Origin of the sequence: Ensifer sp. (assembly GCF_035999135.1) — a bacterium.
Classification (GTDB): domain Bacteria; phylum Pseudomonadota; class Alphaproteobacteria; order Rhizobiales; family Rhizobiaceae; genus Ensifer.
Genome location: NZ_DASYGZ010000100.1, coordinates 1 through 19406 on the forward strand (window position 1 = coordinate 1; position 19406 = coordinate 19406).

The following is a 19406-nucleotide window of genomic DNA, read 5'->3' on the forward strand; positions in this document are numbered from 1 at the left end:
CCGCCGGCGACACCAGGGCCGATCTTGGCCATCTCCATAAGTGAATCCCACAGGCGGTCTGAATTGACGCGCATGTTCTCGCCAGGTGCTGCCACGGCGGTCTCCTCATCTTTTCAGGGCTTTACCGGTTGCGGCGAGCCCTTATGTTCCCGTGGTCAAATCCAGGCTTGGTTTTTTCTGGTGCCCTTCGATCAGCCGTTGCCTTTGGCGGTGAACTGGCTGATAATTTGACCGGTTGGTAAACATTACAACTTCCGTTGCGGCACTCAAGCCGGAAAAACAAAAAAACGAAGTTGTTGCCCAAGAAGATGGCTAGGCCAGATTTTGGGCAGATCGGTCTTTGTGCGACGGGACGCGCAGAACCGGCAGGGGGACAGATGGTACTACCGAGAGCGGCCAGGACCCAGAGGCGGACACGCATCCAGGAAGAGAAGGAAGAGCGCATCCTCGAGGCGGCGCTCGAAGTCTTCTCGGCCAGTGGTTTTCGCGGCGCGACCGTCGATCAGATTGCCGACGTCGCCGGCATGTCGAAGCCGAACCTGCTCTATTATTTCCGCACCAAGGAGGCGATGCACCGGGCGCTGATCGATCGGGTTCTCGACACCTGGCTCGACCCGTTGCGTGCCTTCGACGCCGAGGGCAACCCGGTCACCGAGATCCGCAGCTACATCCGGCGCAAGCTGGAAATGGCGCGTGATTTCCCGCGGGAGAGCCGGCTCTTCGCCAACGAGGTGCTGCAGGGCGCGCCCCATATCGAAGATGAACTGAAAGGGCCTTTGAAGACGCTGGTCGACGAGAAGGCCGAGGTGATCCGCGCCTGGGCCAAGGCCGGCAAGATCGCCAAATGCGATCCCTACCATCTGATCTTCGCGATCTGGTCGACGACCCAGCACTATGCCGACTTCGACGTGCAGGTGCGCGCCGTGCTTGGCCAGAGCAACGCCGGAGAGGGGCGGTTCGAGGACGCGGCGCGGTTCCTCGAACGGCTGTTCGTCGACGGGCTGCAGGTCAGCGAGCAGCCCGTCGCCTGAACCTCTGCGTTCGTCAATCCGGCAACAGCGCCATCAGCAGCAGCCCGCAGGCGGTCGTCAGCGCGCCCGCGAGCACGGGCAGGCTGGTCCAGCCGTGGCCGAGCAGGCCTTCCAAAAGAATGATGAAGCTCGGCGTCAGGTAGCCGTAACCAAGCACCTTCGAGGCCGGCAGCCGCATTGATGCGTATTGCAAAAGCAGGAAGGTGATCGCGGTCGTTACGACGGCAAGATAGAGGATCGCCATCCAGACGACCGGCGGCAGGCTGGCGAAATCGGCGGTGACGAGGCCGACGCCGCCCGGTACCAGCAGCCAGGGCACGGTGAAGACCGCAACCCAGAAACCGAAGGCAAGCGGGCTTTCCTCGCGGCCGAACTTGCGGATCAGCGGCACATAGACCGCATGGCAGACGACGCCGACAAAAAAGATCAGTTCGCCCTGGCCGACATCGAAGGCGAGGATTGCGCCGACATCGGCGCGAAAGATCACCCAGACGGCGCCAAGGGCGGCGATGGTGAGGCCGGCGAGCACGCCCGGGCGTGTGTGCTGCCCGAGCAGCAGATAGGCAAAGCCTGCGCTCAAAAGCGGCATCAGCGTAAAGACGGCACCGGTGGACACCGGATTGGTGAATTCCAGCGCCTTGAACATCGTCAGCATGTAAACCGCGATCAGGCCGCCGAGGATGACGAAGCGCCACGATTGCTTGGGAAAATGGAAGGGAACGCGGGCGTAACCGAAGGTGAGCAGACCGAGCACGACGACGGTCAAGAGGTAGCGCCACAGCGTCAGCGGTCCGGCGCCCATATGCTGGGTGGCGAGCCCGCCGAAGGAAAAGGACCCGGCGATCAGGACGGCGAAGGTCATCATCGCAACATGCGCCTTCAGCTTCTCTATGCCCTTTGCATGAACCTGATGAGCCGTCTTCGGGGATACGTCCTGTTTCATGCGGGCTTCCGGATTGGGGCGACGGCGAGAGCGGGAAGGATCCCCACTATTAGATCATTTCAACGCTTCATTGAAACCGTGAAATGACGCATTGCCTTGATGCCATGCAACGTCTGATGTGAAAACTGTTTCACGCTTTCAAGGGGTTGGACTACGCGTTCGACGGTGCCGGCTGCAGGGCCGTGGAGATTTGGGCTGCCTCCGCGACGATCCAGGTCTCAAGCGTCGCCTGTCGCCCCCTCAGGCTGATGTCGAGGCGCTCGTGCCCGTCGAGCGAAAGGCCGGCCCGGTTGATGAGCTCGGCCGAGACGGCAAGCTGAACGTCGTGTTCCTTGGCAAGGCCCTCGAGCCGGCTTGCGGTGTTGATCGTATCGCCGACCGCGGTCAGGGACGTTGCCTGGCCATAGCCGATTTCGCCGATGATGGCGGGGCCGGCGTGCAGGCCCATGGCGATGCGCAGCGGTTCGTCGAGTTCGCCGCGGAAGGTCTGGTTGAGCGTTTCGATGCCGGTGGAAATCCGTGCGGCTGCGGCGAGCGACTGCCGGCACGCTTCGGTGTAGGTGCTCTTCAGGCCGAAGATCGCCAGCGCGCCGTCGCCGATGAACTTGTCGATGACGCCGCCGGAATCCTCGACGGCCTCGCCCACCATCTCGAAGTAGCGGTTGAGCAGGAACACGGTGTCGAACGGCAGCTTGTGCTCGGCGATGCTGGTAAAACCGCGCAGGTCGCAGAAGAGCACGGCGATCCGCCGCTCGCGGCCTTCGCCGCCCTCGCGCCCGATCTGCTTCTTGATACCGAGGCTGTCGCTGTCGAGGATGGGTACGACGGTGACGTTGTGAACCGGGCGGAACTGGCAGGCAAGGCGGACATTGTCGGGCGCGCCGATGCGCGTCAGCGTCGCGAGCTCCGCATCTTCAGGGCCAGGCTGACCCTCCAGTCCCTGAATGACGCGCACGCGACAGGTCGAGCATCGGCCACGGCCGCCGCACACCGACACATGGGCGATGCCCGCGGCCCGGCTCGCCTCGAGCACGCTGAAGCCAAGATTGACGCTTGCGACCTTGCCGTCGGGATAGCGCACGCGGATCCGGCCGCCCCTCGGCAGCGCCCTCAGCACCAGCGTGCCGGCGATGAGCCCGGCGAATCCGAGGTAGAGGCCGAGACGGATGTCGTCGAGAAGGGTCAGATCGATTTCGGATTTCGCGCGCGCTCGGTCGCCGTAGCCGCCATGTTCGGCATACTCGGTTTCAAGGGAACGGGCGCCGCTGACAAAGCCAAGCAGCGCGAAGATCGGCACGAGGATCGCGACTGTGTAGAGCAGGATTTCGTAGCGCGGAAACCAGGTGCGGCCGCGCATCCAGAACCAGGCACCCAGGCACCCGTGGCCCCAGGCGAGCAGGAGTGCGGCCGACTGCCTCATCGCATTGGTCGAGCTCGACCAGAGGGCTCGCAGCATCGTCGGGTAGTCCGTATCGACGCCGGTAAACAGCGGCTCGACGCGGGCGGCGGTGACATGGCCGATCAGCAGGAAGGGCAGGCTGAGGCCGAAGACGATCTTCAACGCCTCGCGGGCGGGCATCCGCAGCGTCTGGCGGCGGTAGAGGCTGTCGAGTGCCATGGCGAAATGCAACAACAGCGCGCCGTATAGCAGAACCGTGCCTGGAACGCTGTGCCAGATGAGGTTGAAGGCCTTGCGGGCCGTTTCCATCGCCTCAATGGAAATCAGGCCGAGCGCGTGATTGAAAAAGTGCGCCAGGATGAACGAGCCGAGGATCGCCCCTGAAACGAGGTGATATCGCTTGCGTCGGTTGGCCGAGATAATCGTCAAGCAGTTCGTCCGGCTCTGCCGGCACTTTGTCCGGCTGCAGTTGGGAACATGTGGGTCTGCGCAACGGTGCCCGATTGGGCGCGCCCGCAGAGTGATTTCTCCTTATTATCCAGATCGACCGGGCCGACAACTTACCATTCCTACACAATCTGTTTCGTTTTTGTGTCCAGTCCGTTATCGGCGCGCGCCGCTTGCCCGCCGTGTCGAAAGCGGTCGGCAAAAACGAGGGCAGGCCTTACGCCATCATCGGCGCCAGCCGCTCGGCAAGCGTGTCGATCATCAGACGCAGTTTCGGCGGCATGTACTGCGTGCGCGGCCAGACGAGGTGGGCGCCGAAGGCAAGGGCTGGCACGTCGGTCAGGATCCGTACGAGGCGCCCGGAGGCGACGTGCTCACGCACCAGCCAGCAGGGCAGCCAGGCCAGGCCGAACCCGTTTGCCGCCGCATCGGCGATCGAGGTGAGATCGTCGAGCTTCAGGCGAGCGGGCGGGGTCACCTGCCGCGGGGCCATCCCCCTGATCGGAAAGGACCAGGACAGCGCGTCGCTGCTGCGCCGGTAGAGGATCGCCTGATGGCCGATCAGGTCGTCGATGCTCCCGGGCGTGCCGTGCTTGCCGAGATAGGCGGGAGAGGCGCAGACCGTCATTTTCTGGTCGGCGATCTTGCGCGTCATCAGGCCGGGATCATCGGGCAAGGGGCCTGTCCGAATGGCGAGATCGAAGCCGTCCTCGACGAGATCGACCCTTCGGTCGCTGAAATTGACGTCGAGTTCGAGTTGCGGGTGCTGCTCAAGCAGGTCCGACAACAGGGGCATGATGCATTGCCGCCCGAACACCACGGGCATGGAGATCCTGAGCCGGCCGCGGATTTCCTGCTTGCCCGATTCGAGCAGCGCTTCGCCGGTGCGGATCTCGCTCAGCGCCCTGAGGCAGCTTTCGTAAAACAGCTGCCCCTCGGCCGTCAGGCTCTGGGTACGGGTCGTTCGGTGAAAGAGGCGGACGCCAAGCCTTTGTTCGAGCTTGGCAATCGCCTTTCCCACCGCCGAGCGCGAGAGGTTCAGCCGCTCGGCCGCCGCTGAAAATCCGCCAGCCTCGGCCGCTTCGACGAAGGCGGAAATTCCTCCCAGGCGCTCCATGATTGTATCTCCTTGAGAACCAATATGGCGAAATCTTATCGCAACTGGAGAGAATAATTCAACGCTATGGTTGCTTCATCAGATCAATCCCAGTGAAAGGAAAGAGCCGTGGCGAGACTGATGAAGGAATGGGCGATCGACACTTTCGGCGCAAAGAACCTCAAGATCGCCGAACGCGCCGTGCCGGAGGCGGGGCCGGGTGAAGTGCTGGTGCGCACGACCGCCGTGTCGCTCAATTTCCGCGACAAGCTGGTCCTGGAAAACGGCATGGGCATGCCGCTTGCCTTCCCCTTCGTGCCGGGGTCCGACATGGCGGGCGTGGTCGAAGCGGTGGGGCGGGGCGTGACCCGCTTTGAGCCGGGCGACCGCGTCATCTCCGTCTTCGATCCGACCTGGATCGACGGCCGGAAACCGGGAACCGCCCGTCACCCGACGTCGTATGCCCTTGGCGGCCTGAACCCGGGTGTCGCCTCGCAATATGTCGCTTTCCCCGAGGACTGGTTCGTTGCCGCGCCCGAGAGCCTCGACGACGGCGAAGCGAGCACGTTGCCCTGCGCCGGGGTGACGGCCTGGTTCGCGCTGGTCGAGAAGGGCCGCCCAAAGGCCGGCGACCGTGTCGTCGTGCAGGGCACCGGCGGCGTGTCGCTGTTCGGGTTGCAGATCGCCAAGGCCCATGGCGCCGAGGTCATCGTCACGTCGGCGAGCCAGGACAAGCTCGAGCGTGCGCTGGCGCTCGGTGCCGATCACGGCATCAACCGACTGAAAGAAGACTGGGCGGAGCGTGTCCTTGAGATCACCGGCGATCACGGCGCCGATCATATCCTGGAGATGGCCGGCGGCGCCAATCTCGGCAAGTCGCTGCAGGCGGTGGCGGTGCAGGGCCGGATTTCGGTGATCGGGGTGTTCGAAGGTGCGGAGATCTCGGCTCCGGTGACGCCAGTTCTTTTGAAATCGCCCGTCATCCAGGGCATCGGCGTTGCCCATCGCCGGGCGCTGGAGGACCTGGTCGGAGCGATCGACCGGACAGGGATCAAGCCGGTCATCGATGCGCGCTACCCGTTCGAGCGCTTGAAGGACGCGCTGGCGCATCTCGATCGCGGCCCGTTCGGCAAGGTCGTCGTCGAGTTCTGACGGTACAAAAGAGAACGCCGCCGGATATCTGTTCCGGCGGCGTCTCCTGCAGTGGCGTGAGCCACTTATTCGGCGGCCTGGCGGGCCATCGGGTTGTTCGGGTGGGTCGTCCAGTTGGCATAGTTCGGATCGACCGGCTTGCCGGTGCGCTGGTCGAGCGTGCCGGCCGGCAGCTCTTCCATGGTGATGCAGTTTTCGACCGGACAGACGTTGACGCAAAGATTGCAGCCGACGCACTCGTCTTCCATCACCTCGAAGTGACGCACGCCGTTGACGAACTGCGTGATCGCCTGGTGCGAGGTGTCCTCACAGGCGATGTGGCAGCGCCCGCACTTGATGCAGGCATCCTGGTCGATCTTGGCCTTGGCGATGTAGTTGAGGTTCAAGTACTGCCAGTCGGTGACATTCGGCACGGCGCGGCCGGTGATGTCGTCGAGATTGCGGTGACCCTTGGCATCCATCCAGTCGGAAAGGCCCGAGATCATTTCCTGGACGATCTTGAAGCCGTAGGTCATCGCCGCGGTGCAGACCTGCACGTTGCCGGCGCCAAGCGCCAGGAATTCGGCCGCGTCGCGCCAGGTGGTGATGCCGCCGATGCCGGAGATCGGCAGGCCGTAGGTTTCCGGATCGCGGGCGATCTCGGCGACCATGTTGAGGGCGATCGGCTTCACCGCCGGGCCGCAATAGCCGCCATGGGTGCCCTTGCCGCCGACCGTCGGGTTGGGGGCGAAGTTGTCGAGATCGACCGACACGATCGAGTTGATCGTGTTGATCAGCGACACGGCGTCGGTGCCGCCGGCCTTGGCGGCGCGCGCCGGCTTGCGGATGTCGGTGATGTTCGGCGTCAGCTTGGTAATAACAGGCATGCGTGTGTACTGCTTGCACCAGCGCACGACCATTTCGATATATTCGGGCACCTGGCCGACGGCGGCACCCATGCCGCGTTCGGACATGCCGTGCGGACAGCCGAAGTTGAGCTCGATGCCGTCGGCACCGGTCTCTTCCACCAGCGGCAGGATCGCCTTCCACGCCTCTTCCTCGCAGGGCACCATGATCGAGGCGATCAGCGCCCGGTCCGGCCAGTTCATCTTCACCTGCTTCATTTCGCGCAGGTTCACATAGAGGTCGCGGTCGGTGATGAGTTCGATGTTGTTGAGCCCGAGAAGCCGACGGTCGGCTCCCCAGATCGCGCCGTAGCGCGGGCCGTTGACGTTGACGACGGGCGGGCCTTCCTCGCCGAGCGTCTTCCAGACGACGCCGCCCCATCCTGCCTTGAAGGCGCGCTCGACGTTGTAGGCCTTGTCCGTCGGCGGGGCGGACGCCAGCCAGAACGGGTTCGGGGATTTGATGCCGACGAAGTTGTTGCGAAGATCAGCCATTGGTTTCTCCTCCCGATCTCAAGCGACGGCACTGGCGCGCGGCGCGGCCGCGGCGAACGCCCGGTTGATCGATTCAGCGGCATCGCGGCCCATGGCGACGGCCGAAACCGTCAGGTCCTCGCCGCCGAGAACGCAGTCGCCGCCGGCCCAGACGTTGTCGATCGACGTGCGTCCTTCGGCATCGGCAACAATACGGCCGCCTTCGAGCTGCAGCGCACCGAGGCCGGCGCCGAGGAAGCTCTGGCCGATCGCCTTGAAGATCTGGTCTGCGGCAATGATACCGGTTTCCCCGGTTGCCGTCAGCTTGCCGTCTTCAAGCGTCGTGTACTCCAGCTCGATGCCGGCGACCTTACCGTCCTTCTCGGCAATGCGCTTGGGCTGCAGCCAGTGGCGGATGGTGACGCCCTTGGACGCCGCCAGATCCTGTTCGAACTCGGAGGCGTTCATGTGCTCCTTGCCGCGGCGATAACAGATCGTCACCTCCTCGGCGCCGAGCAGCTTGGCCTGGACGGCGGCGTCAACCGCGGTCATGCCGCCGCCAAGAACGACGACGCGGCGGCCGACCAGGATGTCGGCCTTGGTCTTCGACTGGCGAAGCGCGGCGATGAAGTCGACGGCATCCTCGACGCCTTCGGAATTCTCGCCCTCGAGGCGCAGTGCATTGACGCCGGCGAGGCCGAGGCCGAGGAAGACGGCATCATATTGCTCGGAGAGATCGGCAAGGGTGAAATCGCGGCCGAGAGCCTGGCCGTGTCTCACCTCGATGCCGCCGATCGACAGCACGTAGTCGACTTCCTTCTGGGCGAAGTCGTCGACCGATTTGTAGGCGGCGATGCCATATTCGTTGAGGCCGCCCGACTTGGGGCGGGCATCGTAGATGACGACGTCATGGCCCTTGACGGTCAGCCGATGGGCGGCTGCAAGGCCGGCGGGACCGGCGCCGACGACGGCAACCTTGCGGCCGGAGGCCTCCGCGCGGGTGTAGAACTGCTTGTTCTCGCGCATCGCCGTGTCGGTGGCGTAGCGCTGCAGGCGGCCGATCTCGACCGGGCGCTCCTCGGCGGTGTTGCGAACGCAAGCCTGCTCGCAGAGCGTTTCGGTGGGACAGACGCGGGCGCACATGCCGCCGAGAATGTTCTGGTCGAAGATCGTCTTGGCCGATCCGATCGGATTGCCCGTCGATATCTGCCGGATGAACAGCGGGATATCGATGGAGGTGGGACAGGCCGTCATGCACGGCGCGTCATGACAGAAGTAACAGCGGTCGGAAGCAACAAGGGCTTCGTGCTTGTCGAGCGCCGGATGCAGGTCGGAGAAATTGCTCTCGTACTCCCCGAGCGGCAGGCGGCCGCCGAGGATCCCAGATTGTGTCGTTCCCATTTTTGGCTCCCAATGTTTTCTCAGGATGATGGAACGGTAACACGCTTTATTTTTTTATCAAACGGTAAAAGATTGGAGCCGAAATGACCCGAAAGCCTTGTGATCCGGGACTTTGGGCCGGACCCGTCGTGCGTTGTTCTTCGTCGCTGTTTGACATGGCAGTGCAAATAGTGGCAGCAAATTAGAGCGGGGTGAGGAAAAGTGTGCGCGGTTTTCCGCCCGCACCCCGCTCTACTTACGAGGGGCGATCAGGATGCTTTTGGATCGACAGGATCCAAAAGCATCCTGATCGAGGGGGAACGGAGAATAGATATGGCGCGCAGGGGCGAGGCGAACAACAGGCTTGACGATGCTGCCCGGGCGGGCTGGTTATACTATGTCGCCGGCCGCACCCAGGACGAGATCGCGACCGTCATGGGAATTTCGCGCCAGTCGGCGCAGCGGCTGGTATCGCTCGCCATGTCCGAGCGGCTGATCAAGGTTCGGCTCGACCATCCGATCGCCGCCTGCCTCGAAGCCGCGGCAGGCCTGCGCGACAAATATGGCCTGAGATACGTGGAGGTGGTGCCGAGCGACCCGGGTTCCACCTCGACGACGGTCGGCATCGCCGAAGCCGGCGCTGCTGAAATCGAGCGTTGGCTGAAGTCGCCGGAGCCGCAGGTATTGGCGATCGGCACGGGACGCACTCTAAAGGCGGCGGTCGACCAGTTGCCGCCGATGGAATGTCCCCAGCACCGAATCGTCTCCTTGACCGGCAACATCGGTCTCGATGGTTCCGCCGCCTATTACAACGTCATCTTCAGCATGGCCGATGCGGTGAAGGCCCGCCATTTTCCGATGCCGCTGCCGGTGCTTGCCGCCTCTGCCGAGGAGCGCGAGGTGCTGCACAGCCAGAGCCTGGTGCAGGTGGCACTGAAGCTCGGCGCCGAGGCCAATGTCGCTTTCGTCGGCGTCGGCGAGCTCGGCCCCGATGCGCCGCTCTGTCAGGACGGGTTCCTGGCACAGGACGAAATGGCTGGCCTCACGAAAGCCGGGGCGGCTGGCGAGATCTGTGGCTGGATGTTCGACCACGATGGCGCGCTGCTTTCGGGCAGTTTCAACGAGCGGGTCGCCTCGGTCCCCCTGCCTTCGCGCGACAAGGCCTCGGTCATCGGCCTTGCCAAGGGCCGGCGCAAATACGATGCGCTCCGGGCGGCAGTGAAAGGCGGCATCATCAACGGTCTCATCACCGATGAGGCGACGGCGAGCTATCTCCTCAACGCCTGATCGCAGCGCGTGCTTTTGAAAAGGCCGGCCTCGTGCCGGCCTTTCGCATGTGCGAAAAGAAAAAATCGGCAATCAAAACAATCTTCTAATGTTTCTGTGTGCGGCGCAGCAACGAATGCGCATTGACAATTCGTCACGAGAAATGAGTAATTGCCCATGAGCAAGGCAAATGCTCATTTTCTTCTGGGAGGAAGTCGATGAATTTGAGAACTTTCCTGCTGGGCACGTGCTCGGCAGTCGCGATGTCGGGTCTGGCCCAAGCAGAAACCCTGACGATTGCGACCGTGAACAACGCCGACATGATCCGCATGCAGAAGCTGACGGATGATTTCACGGCCAAGAATCCGGACATCCAGGTCGAGTGGGTGACGCTCGAGGAAAACGTCCTGCGCCAGCGCGTGACGACGGATATCGCCACCAAGGGTGGGCAGTACGACATCATGACGATCGGCACCTACGAAGCGCCGATCTGGGCGAAGCAGGGCTGGCTGGTGCCGCTCGACAACCTTGGCGCCGACTATGACGTCGACGACCTGCTGCCGGCGATCCGCTCGGGCGTGAGCATCGACGGCAAGCTTTATGCGGCACCGTTCTACGGCGAAAGCTCGATGGTGATGTACCGCAAGGACCTGTTCGAAAAGGCCGGGCTCACCATGCCCGACGCGCCGACCTGGGACTTCATTGCCGACGCGGCTCGTAAAATCACCGACAAGAACGCCGAAGTCTATGGCATCTGCCTGCGCGGCAAGGCCGGCTGGGGCGAGAACATGGCCTTCCTGACGGCGACCGCCAACGCCTTCGGCGCCCGCTGGTTCGACGAGAACTGGAAGCCGCAGTTCGACCAGCCGGAATGGAAGAACGCGCTCGACTTCTACGTCAAGCTGATGAACGACGCCGGACCGCCCGGCGCCTCCTCCAACGGCTTCAACGAGAACCTGTCGCTGTTCCAGACCGGTAAGTGCGGCATGTGGATCGATGCGACGGTGGCCGCATCCTTCGTCACCAACCCGAAGGAATCGACCGTTGCCGACAAGGTCGGCTTCGCGCTCGCTCCCGACACCGGGCTTGGCAAGCGTGGCAACTGGCTCTGGGCCTGGAACCTCGCGGTCCCCGCGGGCTCGCAGAAGGTGGCAGCGGCAGAGAAGTTCATCGCCTGGGCAACCGGCAAGGACTACCTGAAGCTCGTCGCCGACAAGGAAGGCTGGGCCAACGTTCCTCCGGGCACGCGCACCTCGCTCTACGCCAACCCTGATTACCAGAAGGCGGCGCCGTTTGCGAAGATGACGCTCGACTCGATCAACGCGGCTGACCCGAAGAACCCGGCTGTAAAGCCCGTTCCCTATGTCGGCGTGCAGTTCGTTGCGATCCCGGAATTCCAGGGTATCGGCACGGCGGTCGGGCAGCAGTTCTCCGCAGCACTTGCCGGCCAGACGAGCGTCGACCAGGCGCTTGCCAGCGCCCAGCAGCTCACCGAGCGTGAGATGACCAAGGCCGGCTACATCAAGTGAGGCTCCCAAGGGCCCGGGGTGCTGGCCGAGAATGGCTGGCGCCCCGGTATTTCTCCTCCGGGGCGCTCTCCCGGGGGATGTTACGCGGCGCGTGCGGTGACCCCACGCGCGCCCGGTCCGAGCTCTCGATAACGCGTTGAATTCCATCATTTGGGGGACGCCATGGCGACCTTGCACACACGCTCCGCCGCGCGGCTGATGATCGCGCCTTCGGTGCTTCTGCTTCTGGCCTGGATGATCGTTCCCCTGGCCATGACGATCTACTTCTCGTTCCTGCGCTACAATCTCCTGATGCCGGGCATGGAAGAGTTCGCCGGGTTTTCGAACTACAGTTACTTCCTCACCGATCCGGCCTTCTTCCAGGCGATCTTCAACACGCTCGCGATCGTGCTCGGGGTGCTGTTCATCACCGTCGTCGGCGGCATCGCGCTGGCGCTGCTTCTCGACCAGCCGATGTTCGGGCAGGGGATCGTGCGCATTCTGGTGATCGCGCCCTTCCTGATCATGCCGACGGTGGCAGCGCTCATCTGGAAGAACATGTTCATGAACCCGGTCAACGGGCTGTTCGCGTGGATCGCGAAGCTCTTCGGGCTCCAACCCTTCGACTTTCTCGCCAATGCGCCGTTGATGTCGGTGATCCTGATCGTCGCCTGGCAGTGGCTGCCCTTTGCGACGCTGATCCTTTTGACGGCGTTGCAGTCGCTCGACGAGGAACAGAAGGAAGCGGCACAAATGGATGGCGCCGGCGCCTTTAGCCGCTTCATCTATCTGGTGTTGCCGCATCTGTCCCGCGCCATCACCGTCGTCATCCTCATCCAGACGATCTTCCTGCTCTCGGTCTTTGCCGAGATCCTGGTGACCACCAATGGCGGCCCGGGCACGCAGAGCACCAACCTGACCTTCCTCGTCTATGCGCAGGCCCTGCTGCAATTCGACGTGGGCGGCGCGTCCGCCGGCGGCATCATCGCCGTCATCCTCGCCAACATCGTCGCGTTCTTCCTGATGCGCATGATTGGCAAGACGCTGGAGGCTTGAGAACCATGGCACGCAACGTCTCCACCCAAAGAAAGATCGTCGTCACCGTCGTCGCCTGGACGATTGGCATCCTGATCTTCTTCCCGATCCTCTGGACGTTCCTGACGAGCTTCAAGACCGAGGCGGAAGCGATCGCCTCGCCGCCGTCGCTGTTCTTCTTCGACTGGACAACGGAGAACTATCACGAGGTTCAAAGCCGCTCGAACTACTTCCTGCACTTCATGAACTCGGTCGTCATCTCCTTCGGCTCGACGCTGATCGGGCTCATCATCGCCATTCCATCCGCCTGGGCGATGGCGTTCTCGCCGACGAAGCGCACCAAGGACGTGCTGATGTGGATGCTCTCCACCAAGATGATGCCGTCGGTCGGCGTGCTGGTGCCGATGTATCTGATGTTCCGCAACACCGGGCTGCTTGATACGCGCACCGGCCTCGTCATCGTGCTGACGCTGATCAACCTGCCGATCATCATCTGGATGCTCTACACATACTTCAAGGAGATCCCCGGCGAGATCCTGGAAGCCGCCCGCATGGATGGCGCCTCGCTCTCCAAGGAGATCATCTACGTGCTGACGCCGATGGCGATCCCCGGCATCGCCTCGACGCTTCTGCTCAACATCATCCTTGCCTGGAACGAAGCGTTCTGGACGCTGAACCTCAGCGCCGCCAAGGCAGCGCCACTAACGACCTTCATCGCCTCCTATTCAAGTCCGGAAGGCCTGTTCTACGCCAAGCTCTCGGCCGCCTCGACCATGGCGATCGCCCCCATCCTCATACTCGGCTGGTTCTCGCAAAAGCAGCTCGTGCGCGGCCTCACCTTCGGCGCGGTCAAATAAGGGATACGACAATGGGAAGCATTACACTCAGCAAGGTATCGAAGGTCTTCGGCGCCCATGCCGTCATCCCGTCGATCGATCTCGACATCAACAACGGCGAGTTCGTCGTCTTCGTCGGACCGTCCGGTTGCGGAAAGTCGACGCTGCTCCGGCTGATCGCCGGTCTCGAAGACGTCAGTGACGGCGATATCGTCATCGACGGCAAGAACGCCACCGAGCTGCCGCCGGCGCAACGGGGCCTCTCGATGGTTTTCCAGTCCTATGCGCTCTATCCACATATGAGCGTGCGCTCGAACATCGCCTTTCCCCTGAAGATGGCGGGCGAAGACAAGGCGGTGATCGACAAGAAGGTAACGGACGCCGCCCGCGTCCTGAACCTCACCGACTATCTCGACCGCAAGCCTCGCCAGCTTTCGGGCGGCCAGCGCCAGCGCGTCGCCATCGGGCGTGCGATCGTGCGCCAGCCGAAAGCGTTCCTGTTCGACGAGCCGCTGTCGAACCTCGACGCAGCGCTGCGTGTCAACATGCGGCTGGAAATCAGCCAGCTGCACCAGGACCTGAAGACGACGATGATCTACGTCACCCACGACCAGGTGGAGGCCATGACCATGGCCGACAAGATCGTGGTGCTCAACCGCGGTCGCATCGAGCAGGTGGGCTCGCCGCTCGACCTCTACCACAAGCCGGACAATCTGTTTGTCGCCGGCTTCATCGGCTCGCCGCGCATGAACATCGTCACCGGTCCTGCAGCCGCCGCCTACCAGGCGCACACCATGGGCATTCGCCCTGAACATCTGGTGCTTTCGAAGGACAGCGGCACCTGGCAGGGCACGGTCGGTGTCGCCGAACACCTCGGCTCCGACACGTTCCTGCACGTCAATGTCGACGGTGGTGTCGGCACGGTGACGGCGCGGGTCAGCGGCGATTTTGCCGTCACCCACGGTGACCGCGTGTTCCTGACGCCGGATCCGCAGCGCGTGCACCGGTTCGATGACAAGGGGCTCGCAGTTCGATGAAACGGCTCGAGGGAAAGAGCGCGCTGATCACCGGGTCGGCGCGAGGGATCGGTCGCGCCTTCGCGGAGGCCTATATCGGCGAGGGCGCCACGGTCGCGATCGCCGATATCAACATCGAGCGGGCGCGCGAGACGGCGGCCGAGATCGGCGCCGGCGCCTATGCGGTCGAGATGGACGTCACGCAACAGGCCTCGATCGACGAGGCGATCGCCGCCGTCGTCCGGCAGGCGGGTGGGCTCGACATCCTCGTCAACAACGCCGCACTCTTCGACCTTGCGCCGATCGTCGAGATCAGCCGTCAGAGCTACGACCGGCTGTTTGCGATCAATGTTTCGGGAACGCTGTTCACGATGCAGGCCGCAGCCCGGCAGATGATCGACCAGGGCCGGGGCGGCAAGATCATCAACATGGCAAGCCAGGCGGGCAGGCGAGGCGAGGCGCTGGTTGCGGTCTACTGCGCCACCAAGGCGGCCGTCATCAGCCTCACCCAATCTGCCGGCCTCGGCCTCATCAAGCACGGCATCAATGTCAATGCGATCGCACCCGGTGTGGTCGACGGCGAGCACTGGGACGGCGTCGATGCGCTGTTTGCCAAGTATGAAAACCGCCCGCTCGGCGAAAAGAAGCGGCTCGTCGGTGCCGAAGTGCCGTTCGGGCGCATGGGAACGGCAGAGGACCTGACGGGCATGGCGATCTTCCTCGCTTCGGCCGAGAGCGATTACGTCGTGTCGCAGACCTACAACGTCGACGGCGGCAACTGGATGAGCTGAGCCTGCGCCAGCCGGTGAAGCTTCGAAAAGGATACGGGATCATGACGACCAAACTCTCCCTTGCCGCCCTCGATCAGATCAGGGCCAGGGCCGGCGTGCCCAGCTACGACCGGTCGCAACTGACGGCGGGCATCGTGCATTTCGGCGTCGGCAACTTCCACCGGGCGCATCAGGCGGTTTATCTCGACGATCTCTTCAACGCCGGTCACGACCGCGACTGGGCGATCGTCGGCGCCGGAGTTCTGCCCTCGGATGCGGCGATGCGCGGCAAACTCGCGGCGCAGGATTTCCTGACGACGGTGGTCGAGCAGGACAACAACCGCACCGGCGCCCATGTCACCGGCGCGATGATCGACTACCTGGAGCCCGGCGACATCAAGGCGATCGTCAGCCGTCTTTCCGATCCGGCGATCCGGATCGTGTCGCTGACGATCACCGAGGGCGGCTACTTCATCGACCCGGCGTCGGGCGTCTTCAACCCGACCCACCCTGCGATCGTCGCGGACGCTCAGGACCCGGCTGCGCCGAAGACGGTGTTCGGGCTCATCGTCGCCGGCCTGAAGGCGCGCCGGGCTGCGAACGTGCCGCCTTTCACGGTGATGTCCTGCGACAACATTCCGGGCAATGGAGAGGTCACCCACGCGGCGGTCTCCGGACTTGCCCGCCTCGTCGAACCCGCCTTTGCCGACTGGATCGACGCCAATGTCGCCTTTCCGAACAGCATGGTCGACCGCATCACGCCGGCAACGGGCGCGCGCGAGATCGGCATCGTCGCCGACGACTATGGCATCGAGGATGCCTGGCCGGTGTTTTGCGAGGAGTTCAAGCAGTGGGTGCTTGAGGACCATTTCCCGCTCGGCCGCCCGGCGCTGGAAAAGGTCGGCGTCCAGTTCGTGCCCGATGTCGCGCCCTACGAACACATGAAGATCCGCATCCTCAACGGCGGCCACGCGGCGATTGCCTATCCCGCAGCACTTCTCGACATCCATTTCGTGCACGAGGCGATGGAGGAGCCGCTGATCCGGGCCTTTCTCGCCAAGCTCGAGCACGACGAGATCATTCCGGTCATCCCGCCGGTGCCGAACACCGATCTCGGCGACTATTACAAGCTGATAGAGACGCGCTTTTCCAACCCGAAGATCGGCGATACCATTCCGCGGCTCGCCCAGGACGGCTCCAACCGCCAGCCGAAATTCATCCTGCCGTCGACGGCCGACCGGCTGGCGCGCGGCGAGGATGTCGTCGGGCTGTCGCTCGTGTCGGCGCTGTGGTGCCGCTATTTCGAAGGAACCTCCGACAGCGGCAAGGCGATCGCCTTCAACGACCAGAGTGCGGACCGCCTGCACCAGGCGGCCGTTGCCGCCAGGGACGACCCGATGGCGTTCCTGGCCCTTGGCGATATTTTCGGCGACGTCGCGCGCTCCGAGCTTTTCCGAAGCCGTTTCGCCCATGCATTGAAAACGCTGCGGGAAAAGGGTACGCGGGCTACGCTCCAGCTTTATCTGGACGGACAGCTCGGGGGATGAAGGGCAATGGCGGACGCGGCGTCGAGGCTGGTGATCTTCGATTGCGACGGGGTGCTCGTCGATAGCGAACCGATCTCGCTCGAAGTGCTTGTCGACGTGCTGTCGGCCGCCGGCGTTACCATGACCACCGAGGAGGCGACCGAACGCTTTCTCGGGCGCAGCCTGAAAAGCATGTCGGCCATCCTGCACGACGAGTACGGGCTTGCGACCGACGACGCCTTTCTGGAAGGCATGCGTCTTCGCCTCTACCAGCGCTTCCGCACCGAGCTGCAGCCGATCGCCGGTATCCGGCGGGCGGTCGAAGGGCTCGAAGGCGCCTGTTGCGTCGCCTCCTCCAGCCAGCCCGAACGCATCCGGCTGTCGCTCTCGGTCACCGGGCTGATCGACCTCTTCGAGCCCAACATCTTTTCCGCCACCATGGTCAGGCATGGCAAGCCGGCGCCGGATCTCTTCCTGCATGCGAGCCGTCAGATGGGCTATCGGCCGGACGATTGCATCGTCGTCGAGGACAGCCCGGCGGGCATCGAGGCGGCGAAGGCCGCCGGCATGCGGGTGTTCGGCTTTGCCGGCGGCAGCCATGCACGCACCGACAAGCATCGGCAAAGTCTTGCCGCTCTCAATCCCGACGTGCTGTTTGACGACATGGGCGAATTGTTACAGTTTGTCGGTCGGTAACAGGGATGAGATGAGAGCGGGACGAGGAGACATGTGCGCGGCTTTCCGCCCGCATCCCGTTCTCAGTCATGACAATCGATCACGGTTGCGAACATGGGCCGCACCGGTCCGAAACCACCGTGATCCAGGGGGCGGGGACTTCCATTGATGCGTGAATTCGTCGTTGCGGTCGATGTCGGGACCGGCAGTGCGCGTGCCGGTATCTTTGACGGCAAGGGCAGGCTGCTGGCGCGCGCCGACCTGCCGATCGCCATGAACCGGCCGGAAGAAAACCATGCCGAACATGATTCCGAGGATATCTGGCGGGCCGTCTGCGGCGCGGTCAAGGCGGCGCTGACAAAGGCCGGCGTGGCGGCGGACCATGTCGCGGCCATCGGCTTCGACGCAACCTGCTCACTGGTGGTGCGCGACCTTGAGGGCAAGCCGCTTTCGGTCAACCGCAAGGGCGACGGACGCTGGGATACGATCGTCTGGCTCGACCACCGGGCGCTTGCCGAAGCTGATTTCGTCACCTCGACCGGCCACCCGGTGCTCGACTTTTCCGGCCGGGTGATGTCGCCGGAAATGGAAATGCCGAAGCTCATGTGGCTGAAGCGCCATTTGCCGGATCAGTGGCGGAAGGCCGGCTTCTTTTTTGATCTCGCCGACTATCTCTCCTGGCGGGCGACGGGCAGTGCCGCCCGGTCGCGCTGCACCCTGACGGCCAAATGGAATTACCTGGCGCACGAGAAGCGCGGTTGGCAGCCCGACTATCTGGCAAGGATCGGTCTTGAGGATCTGATCGAGCGGGGTGGGCTGCCCGAAGAGACCTTGCCGATCGGTGGATCGGTCGGCAGCTTGAGCGCTGCGGCTGCAGCCGAACTCGGCCTCGACGAAGGATGCCAGGTGGCGCCGGGGCTGATCGATGCCTATGCCGGAGCGCTCGGTGTCGTCGGCGGATTCATCGGCAAGCCGGAAAAGCTCGAACGGCAGCTCGCCCTGATCGCCGGCACGTCGAGCTGTATCGTCGCCTTTTCCAAGGAGATGAAGCCGGGCTTCGGCATGTGGGGGCCCTATTTCGAGGCGGTGCTTCCCGGGGCGTGGCTGATCGAGGGCGGACAATCGGCGACCGGCGCGCTGCTCGACCACATCGTGCGACTGCATGGCGGTGGTCTGGAGCCGACGGCCGAGACCCATGGCCGGATCATTGCCCGCGTGCAGGAGCTCAGAGCCGAGCAGGGCGTGGCCTTTGCCGACCGGCTGCATGTCCTGCCCGATTTTCACGGCAACCGTTCGCCGCTCGCCGATCCGCACGGGCTCGGCGTCATCAGCGGCCTGCCGCTCGATTCCTCCTTCGATGCGCTTTGCCGGCTCTATTGGCGCACCTGCGTCGCGATCGCGCTCGGCATCCGCCACATCCTGGAGATGATGCGGGAGGTCGGCTACCAGCTCGACACGCTCCACGTCACCGGTGGCCATGTGCGCAATGCGCTGCTGATGGAACTCTATTGCGACGTCACCGGCTGCCGCGTCGTGGCTCCGGATGCGCCGGACGCCGTGCTGCTCGGAACGGCGATGGCGGCCGCCGTCGCTGGCGGCATGCACCCGGATCTCGCATCCGCGGGCGCGCAGATGGCATCGGGCGGGAACGAGCGATTGCCCAATGCGGCGGTCCGCGACGCCTATGACCGCGACTATCGCCGCTTCCTAGCGCTCTATCGCCACCGCCAAGAGCTCGACGGTATGGAATGAGGCAAAGTGACAGGGAGCGCGGCCGGCGATGGAACCTTTTTCGCAGCCGTGCATTCTCTCTTTGACCGGACGGTGGCGCGCATCGCCCCCAATGCGGCGCCGGAGGCAGACCGCCGGCCTACAACTCACACTCCCCGAGTGAGTTGCACATACCAGCCAGTGCCTTCCCTCGGCACTGGCTGTTGTGTTTCCGGGGCTCCCCATCGCAGCAATATT

16 protein-coding genes are annotated in these 19406 nt (G+C 63.7%); 11 read left to right on the forward strand and 5 right to left on the reverse strand.

The window, feature by feature from the left end; all coding sequences use genetic code 11:
• Positions 1-377 precede the first annotated feature (377 nt).
• Entirely contained in the window at positions 378-1031 is a 654-nt protein-coding gene (locus tag VGO12_RS11480; RefSeq protein WP_327512876.1) for a TetR family transcriptional regulator C-terminal domain-containing protein, read from the forward strand.
• 13 nt (positions 1032-1044) lie between these two features.
• Here VGO12_RS11480 and VGO12_RS11485 read toward each other — a convergent pair whose 3' ends face one another.
• The 3 genes from VGO12_RS11485 to VGO12_RS11495 form a co-directional block, all read right to left on the reverse strand.
• The gene (locus VGO12_RS11485) at positions 1045-1974 is read right to left on the reverse strand and encodes a DMT family transporter (RefSeq protein WP_327512878.1); all 930 of its coding nucleotides are present in this window, start codon (positions 1972-1974) and stop codon (positions 1045-1047) included.
• Positions 1975-2125: 151 nt separating this feature from the next.
• The gene (locus VGO12_RS11490) at positions 2126-3802 is read right to left on the reverse strand and encodes an adenylate/guanylate cyclase domain-containing protein (protein WP_327512879.1); all 1677 of its coding nucleotides are present in this window, start codon (positions 3800-3802) and stop codon (positions 2126-2128) included.
• A 235-nt stretch (positions 3803-4037) separates the two neighbouring features.
• The gene (locus tag VGO12_RS11495; protein ID WP_327512880.1) at positions 4038-4937 is read right to left on the reverse strand and encodes a LysR family transcriptional regulator; all 900 of its coding nucleotides are present in this window, start codon (positions 4935-4937) and stop codon (positions 4038-4040) included.
• Positions 4938-5057: 120 nt separating this feature from the next.
• Between VGO12_RS11495 and VGO12_RS11500 the strand changes: the two genes are divergently transcribed.
• Positions 5058-6068 carry a zinc-dependent alcohol dehydrogenase family protein gene (locus tag VGO12_RS11500; RefSeq protein WP_414650708.1) on the forward strand — a complete coding sequence of 337 codons (1011 nt, stop codon included), beginning with the start codon at positions 5058-5060 and terminating at the stop codon, positions 6066-6068.
• Positions 6069-6133: 65 nt separating this feature from the next.
• Here the strand turns inward: VGO12_RS11500 and preA are convergent, their stop codons facing one another.
• Both preA and VGO12_RS11510 read right to left on the reverse strand, forming a co-directional pair.
• Positions 6134-7447, reverse strand: a complete 1314-nt coding sequence (preA, locus tag VGO12_RS11505) for an NAD-dependent dihydropyrimidine dehydrogenase subunit PreA (RefSeq protein ID WP_034794108.1) — start codon at positions 7445-7447, stop codon at positions 6134-6136.
• An 18-nt stretch (positions 7448-7465) separates the two neighbouring features.
• A complete protein-coding gene (locus VGO12_RS11510; protein WP_327512882.1) occupies positions 7466-8827 on the reverse strand; it encodes an NAD(P)-dependent oxidoreductase in 1362 nt (453 codons plus the stop codon).
• Between the two features lie 312 nt (positions 8828-9139).
• On the opposite strand from VGO12_RS11510, the gene VGO12_RS11515 reads away from it, so the two are divergent.
• From VGO12_RS11515 to VGO12_RS11555, 9 genes are all read left to right on the forward strand, one after another.
• Positions 9140-10093, forward strand: a complete 954-nt coding sequence (locus tag VGO12_RS11515) for a sugar-binding transcriptional regulator (protein ID WP_327512883.1) — start codon at positions 9140-9142, stop codon at positions 10091-10093.
• 197 nt (positions 10094-10290) lie between these two features.
• Complete coding sequence (locus VGO12_RS11520) at positions 10291-11601, forward strand: sugar ABC transporter substrate-binding protein (protein WP_327512884.1); 1311 nt, start codon at positions 10291-10293, stop codon at positions 11599-11601.
• Between the two features lie 162 nt (positions 11602-11763).
• A complete protein-coding gene (locus tag VGO12_RS11525; protein WP_327512885.1) occupies positions 11764-12636 on the forward strand; it encodes a sugar ABC transporter permease in 873 nt (290 codons plus the stop codon).
• A gap of 5 nt (positions 12637-12641) precedes the next feature.
• Entirely contained in the window at positions 12642-13472 is an 831-nt protein-coding gene (locus VGO12_RS11530; protein WP_327512886.1) for a carbohydrate ABC transporter permease, read from the forward strand.
• A gap of 11 nt (positions 13473-13483) precedes the next feature.
• Entirely contained in the window at positions 13484-14488 is a 1005-nt protein-coding gene (locus VGO12_RS11535) for an ABC transporter ATP-binding protein (protein WP_327512887.1), read from the forward strand.
• The gene (locus tag VGO12_RS11540; protein WP_327512888.1) at positions 14485-15258 is read left to right on the forward strand and encodes an L-iditol 2-dehydrogenase; all 774 of its coding nucleotides are present in this window, start codon (positions 14485-14487) and stop codon (positions 15256-15258) included. The genes VGO12_RS11535 and VGO12_RS11540 overlap by 4 nt, the downstream gene beginning before the upstream one ends.
• A 41-nt stretch (positions 15259-15299) precedes the next feature.
• Positions 15300-16784, forward strand: coding sequence for a mannitol dehydrogenase family protein (locus VGO12_RS11545; protein WP_327512889.1), 1485 nt, complete (start codon positions 15300-15302; stop codon positions 16782-16784).
• 6 nt (positions 16785-16790) lie between these two features.
• The gene (locus VGO12_RS11550) at positions 16791-17459 is read left to right on the forward strand and encodes an HAD family hydrolase (RefSeq protein WP_327512890.1); all 669 of its coding nucleotides are present in this window, start codon (positions 16791-16793) and stop codon (positions 17457-17459) included.
• A gap of 147 nt (positions 17460-17606) precedes the next feature.
• Positions 17607-19190: an FGGY-family carbohydrate kinase gene (locus VGO12_RS11555; RefSeq protein ID WP_327512891.1), complete on the forward strand. Its 1584-nt coding sequence runs from the start codon at positions 17607-17609 to the stop codon at positions 19188-19190.
• Positions 19191-19406: the final 216 nt, after the last annotated feature.

What these genes read in the sequence shown, in the direction of transcription:
- VGO12_RS11480 (WP_327512876.1), top strand. Translation starts at nt 378, where the DNA reads ATGGTACTACCGAGAGCGGCCAGGACCCAGAGGCGGACACGCATCCAG.
- VGO12_RS11485 (WP_327512878.1), bottom strand. Translation starts at nt 1,974, where the DNA reads ATGAAACAGGACGTATCCCCGAAGACGGCTCATCAGGTTCATGCAAAG.
- VGO12_RS11495 (WP_327512880.1), bottom strand. Translation starts at nt 4,937, where the DNA reads ATGGAGCGCCTGGGAGGAATTTCCGCCTTCGTCGAAGCGGCCGAGGCT.
- VGO12_RS11500 (WP_414650708.1), top strand. Translation starts at nt 5,058, where the DNA reads ATGAAGGAATGGGCGATCGACACTTTCGGCGCAAAGAACCTCAAGATC.
- preA (WP_034794108.1), bottom strand. Translation starts at nt 7,447, where the DNA reads ATGGCTGATCTTCGCAACAACTTCGTCGGCATCAAATCCCCGAACCCG.
- VGO12_RS11510 (WP_327512882.1), bottom strand. Translation starts at nt 8,827, where the DNA reads ATGGGAACGACACAATCTGGGATCCTCGGCGGCCGCCTGCCGCTCGGG.
- VGO12_RS11515 (WP_327512883.1), top strand. Translation starts at nt 9,140, where the DNA reads ATGGCGCGCAGGGGCGAGGCGAACAACAGGCTTGACGATGCTGCCCGG.
- VGO12_RS11520 (WP_327512884.1), top strand. Translation starts at nt 10,291, where the DNA reads ATGAATTTGAGAACTTTCCTGCTGGGCACGTGCTCGGCAGTCGCGATG.
- VGO12_RS11525 (WP_327512885.1), top strand. Translation starts at nt 11,764, where the DNA reads ATGGCGACCTTGCACACACGCTCCGCCGCGCGGCTGATGATCGCGCCT.
- VGO12_RS11530 (WP_327512886.1), top strand. Translation starts at nt 12,642, where the DNA reads ATGGCACGCAACGTCTCCACCCAAAGAAAGATCGTCGTCACCGTCGTC.
- VGO12_RS11535 (WP_327512887.1), top strand. Translation starts at nt 13,484, where the DNA reads ATGGGAAGCATTACACTCAGCAAGGTATCGAAGGTCTTCGGCGCCCAT.
- VGO12_RS11540 (WP_327512888.1), top strand. Translation starts at nt 14,485, where the DNA reads ATGAAACGGCTCGAGGGAAAGAGCGCGCTGATCACCGGGTCGGCGCGA.
- VGO12_RS11545 (WP_327512889.1), top strand. Translation starts at nt 15,300, where the DNA reads ATGACGACCAAACTCTCCCTTGCCGCCCTCGATCAGATCAGGGCCAGG.
- VGO12_RS11550 (WP_327512890.1), top strand. Translation starts at nt 16,791, where the DNA reads ATGGCGGACGCGGCGTCGAGGCTGGTGATCTTCGATTGCGACGGGGTG.
- VGO12_RS11555 (WP_327512891.1), top strand. Translation starts at nt 17,607, where the DNA reads ATGCGTGAATTCGTCGTTGCGGTCGATGTCGGGACCGGCAGTGCGCGT.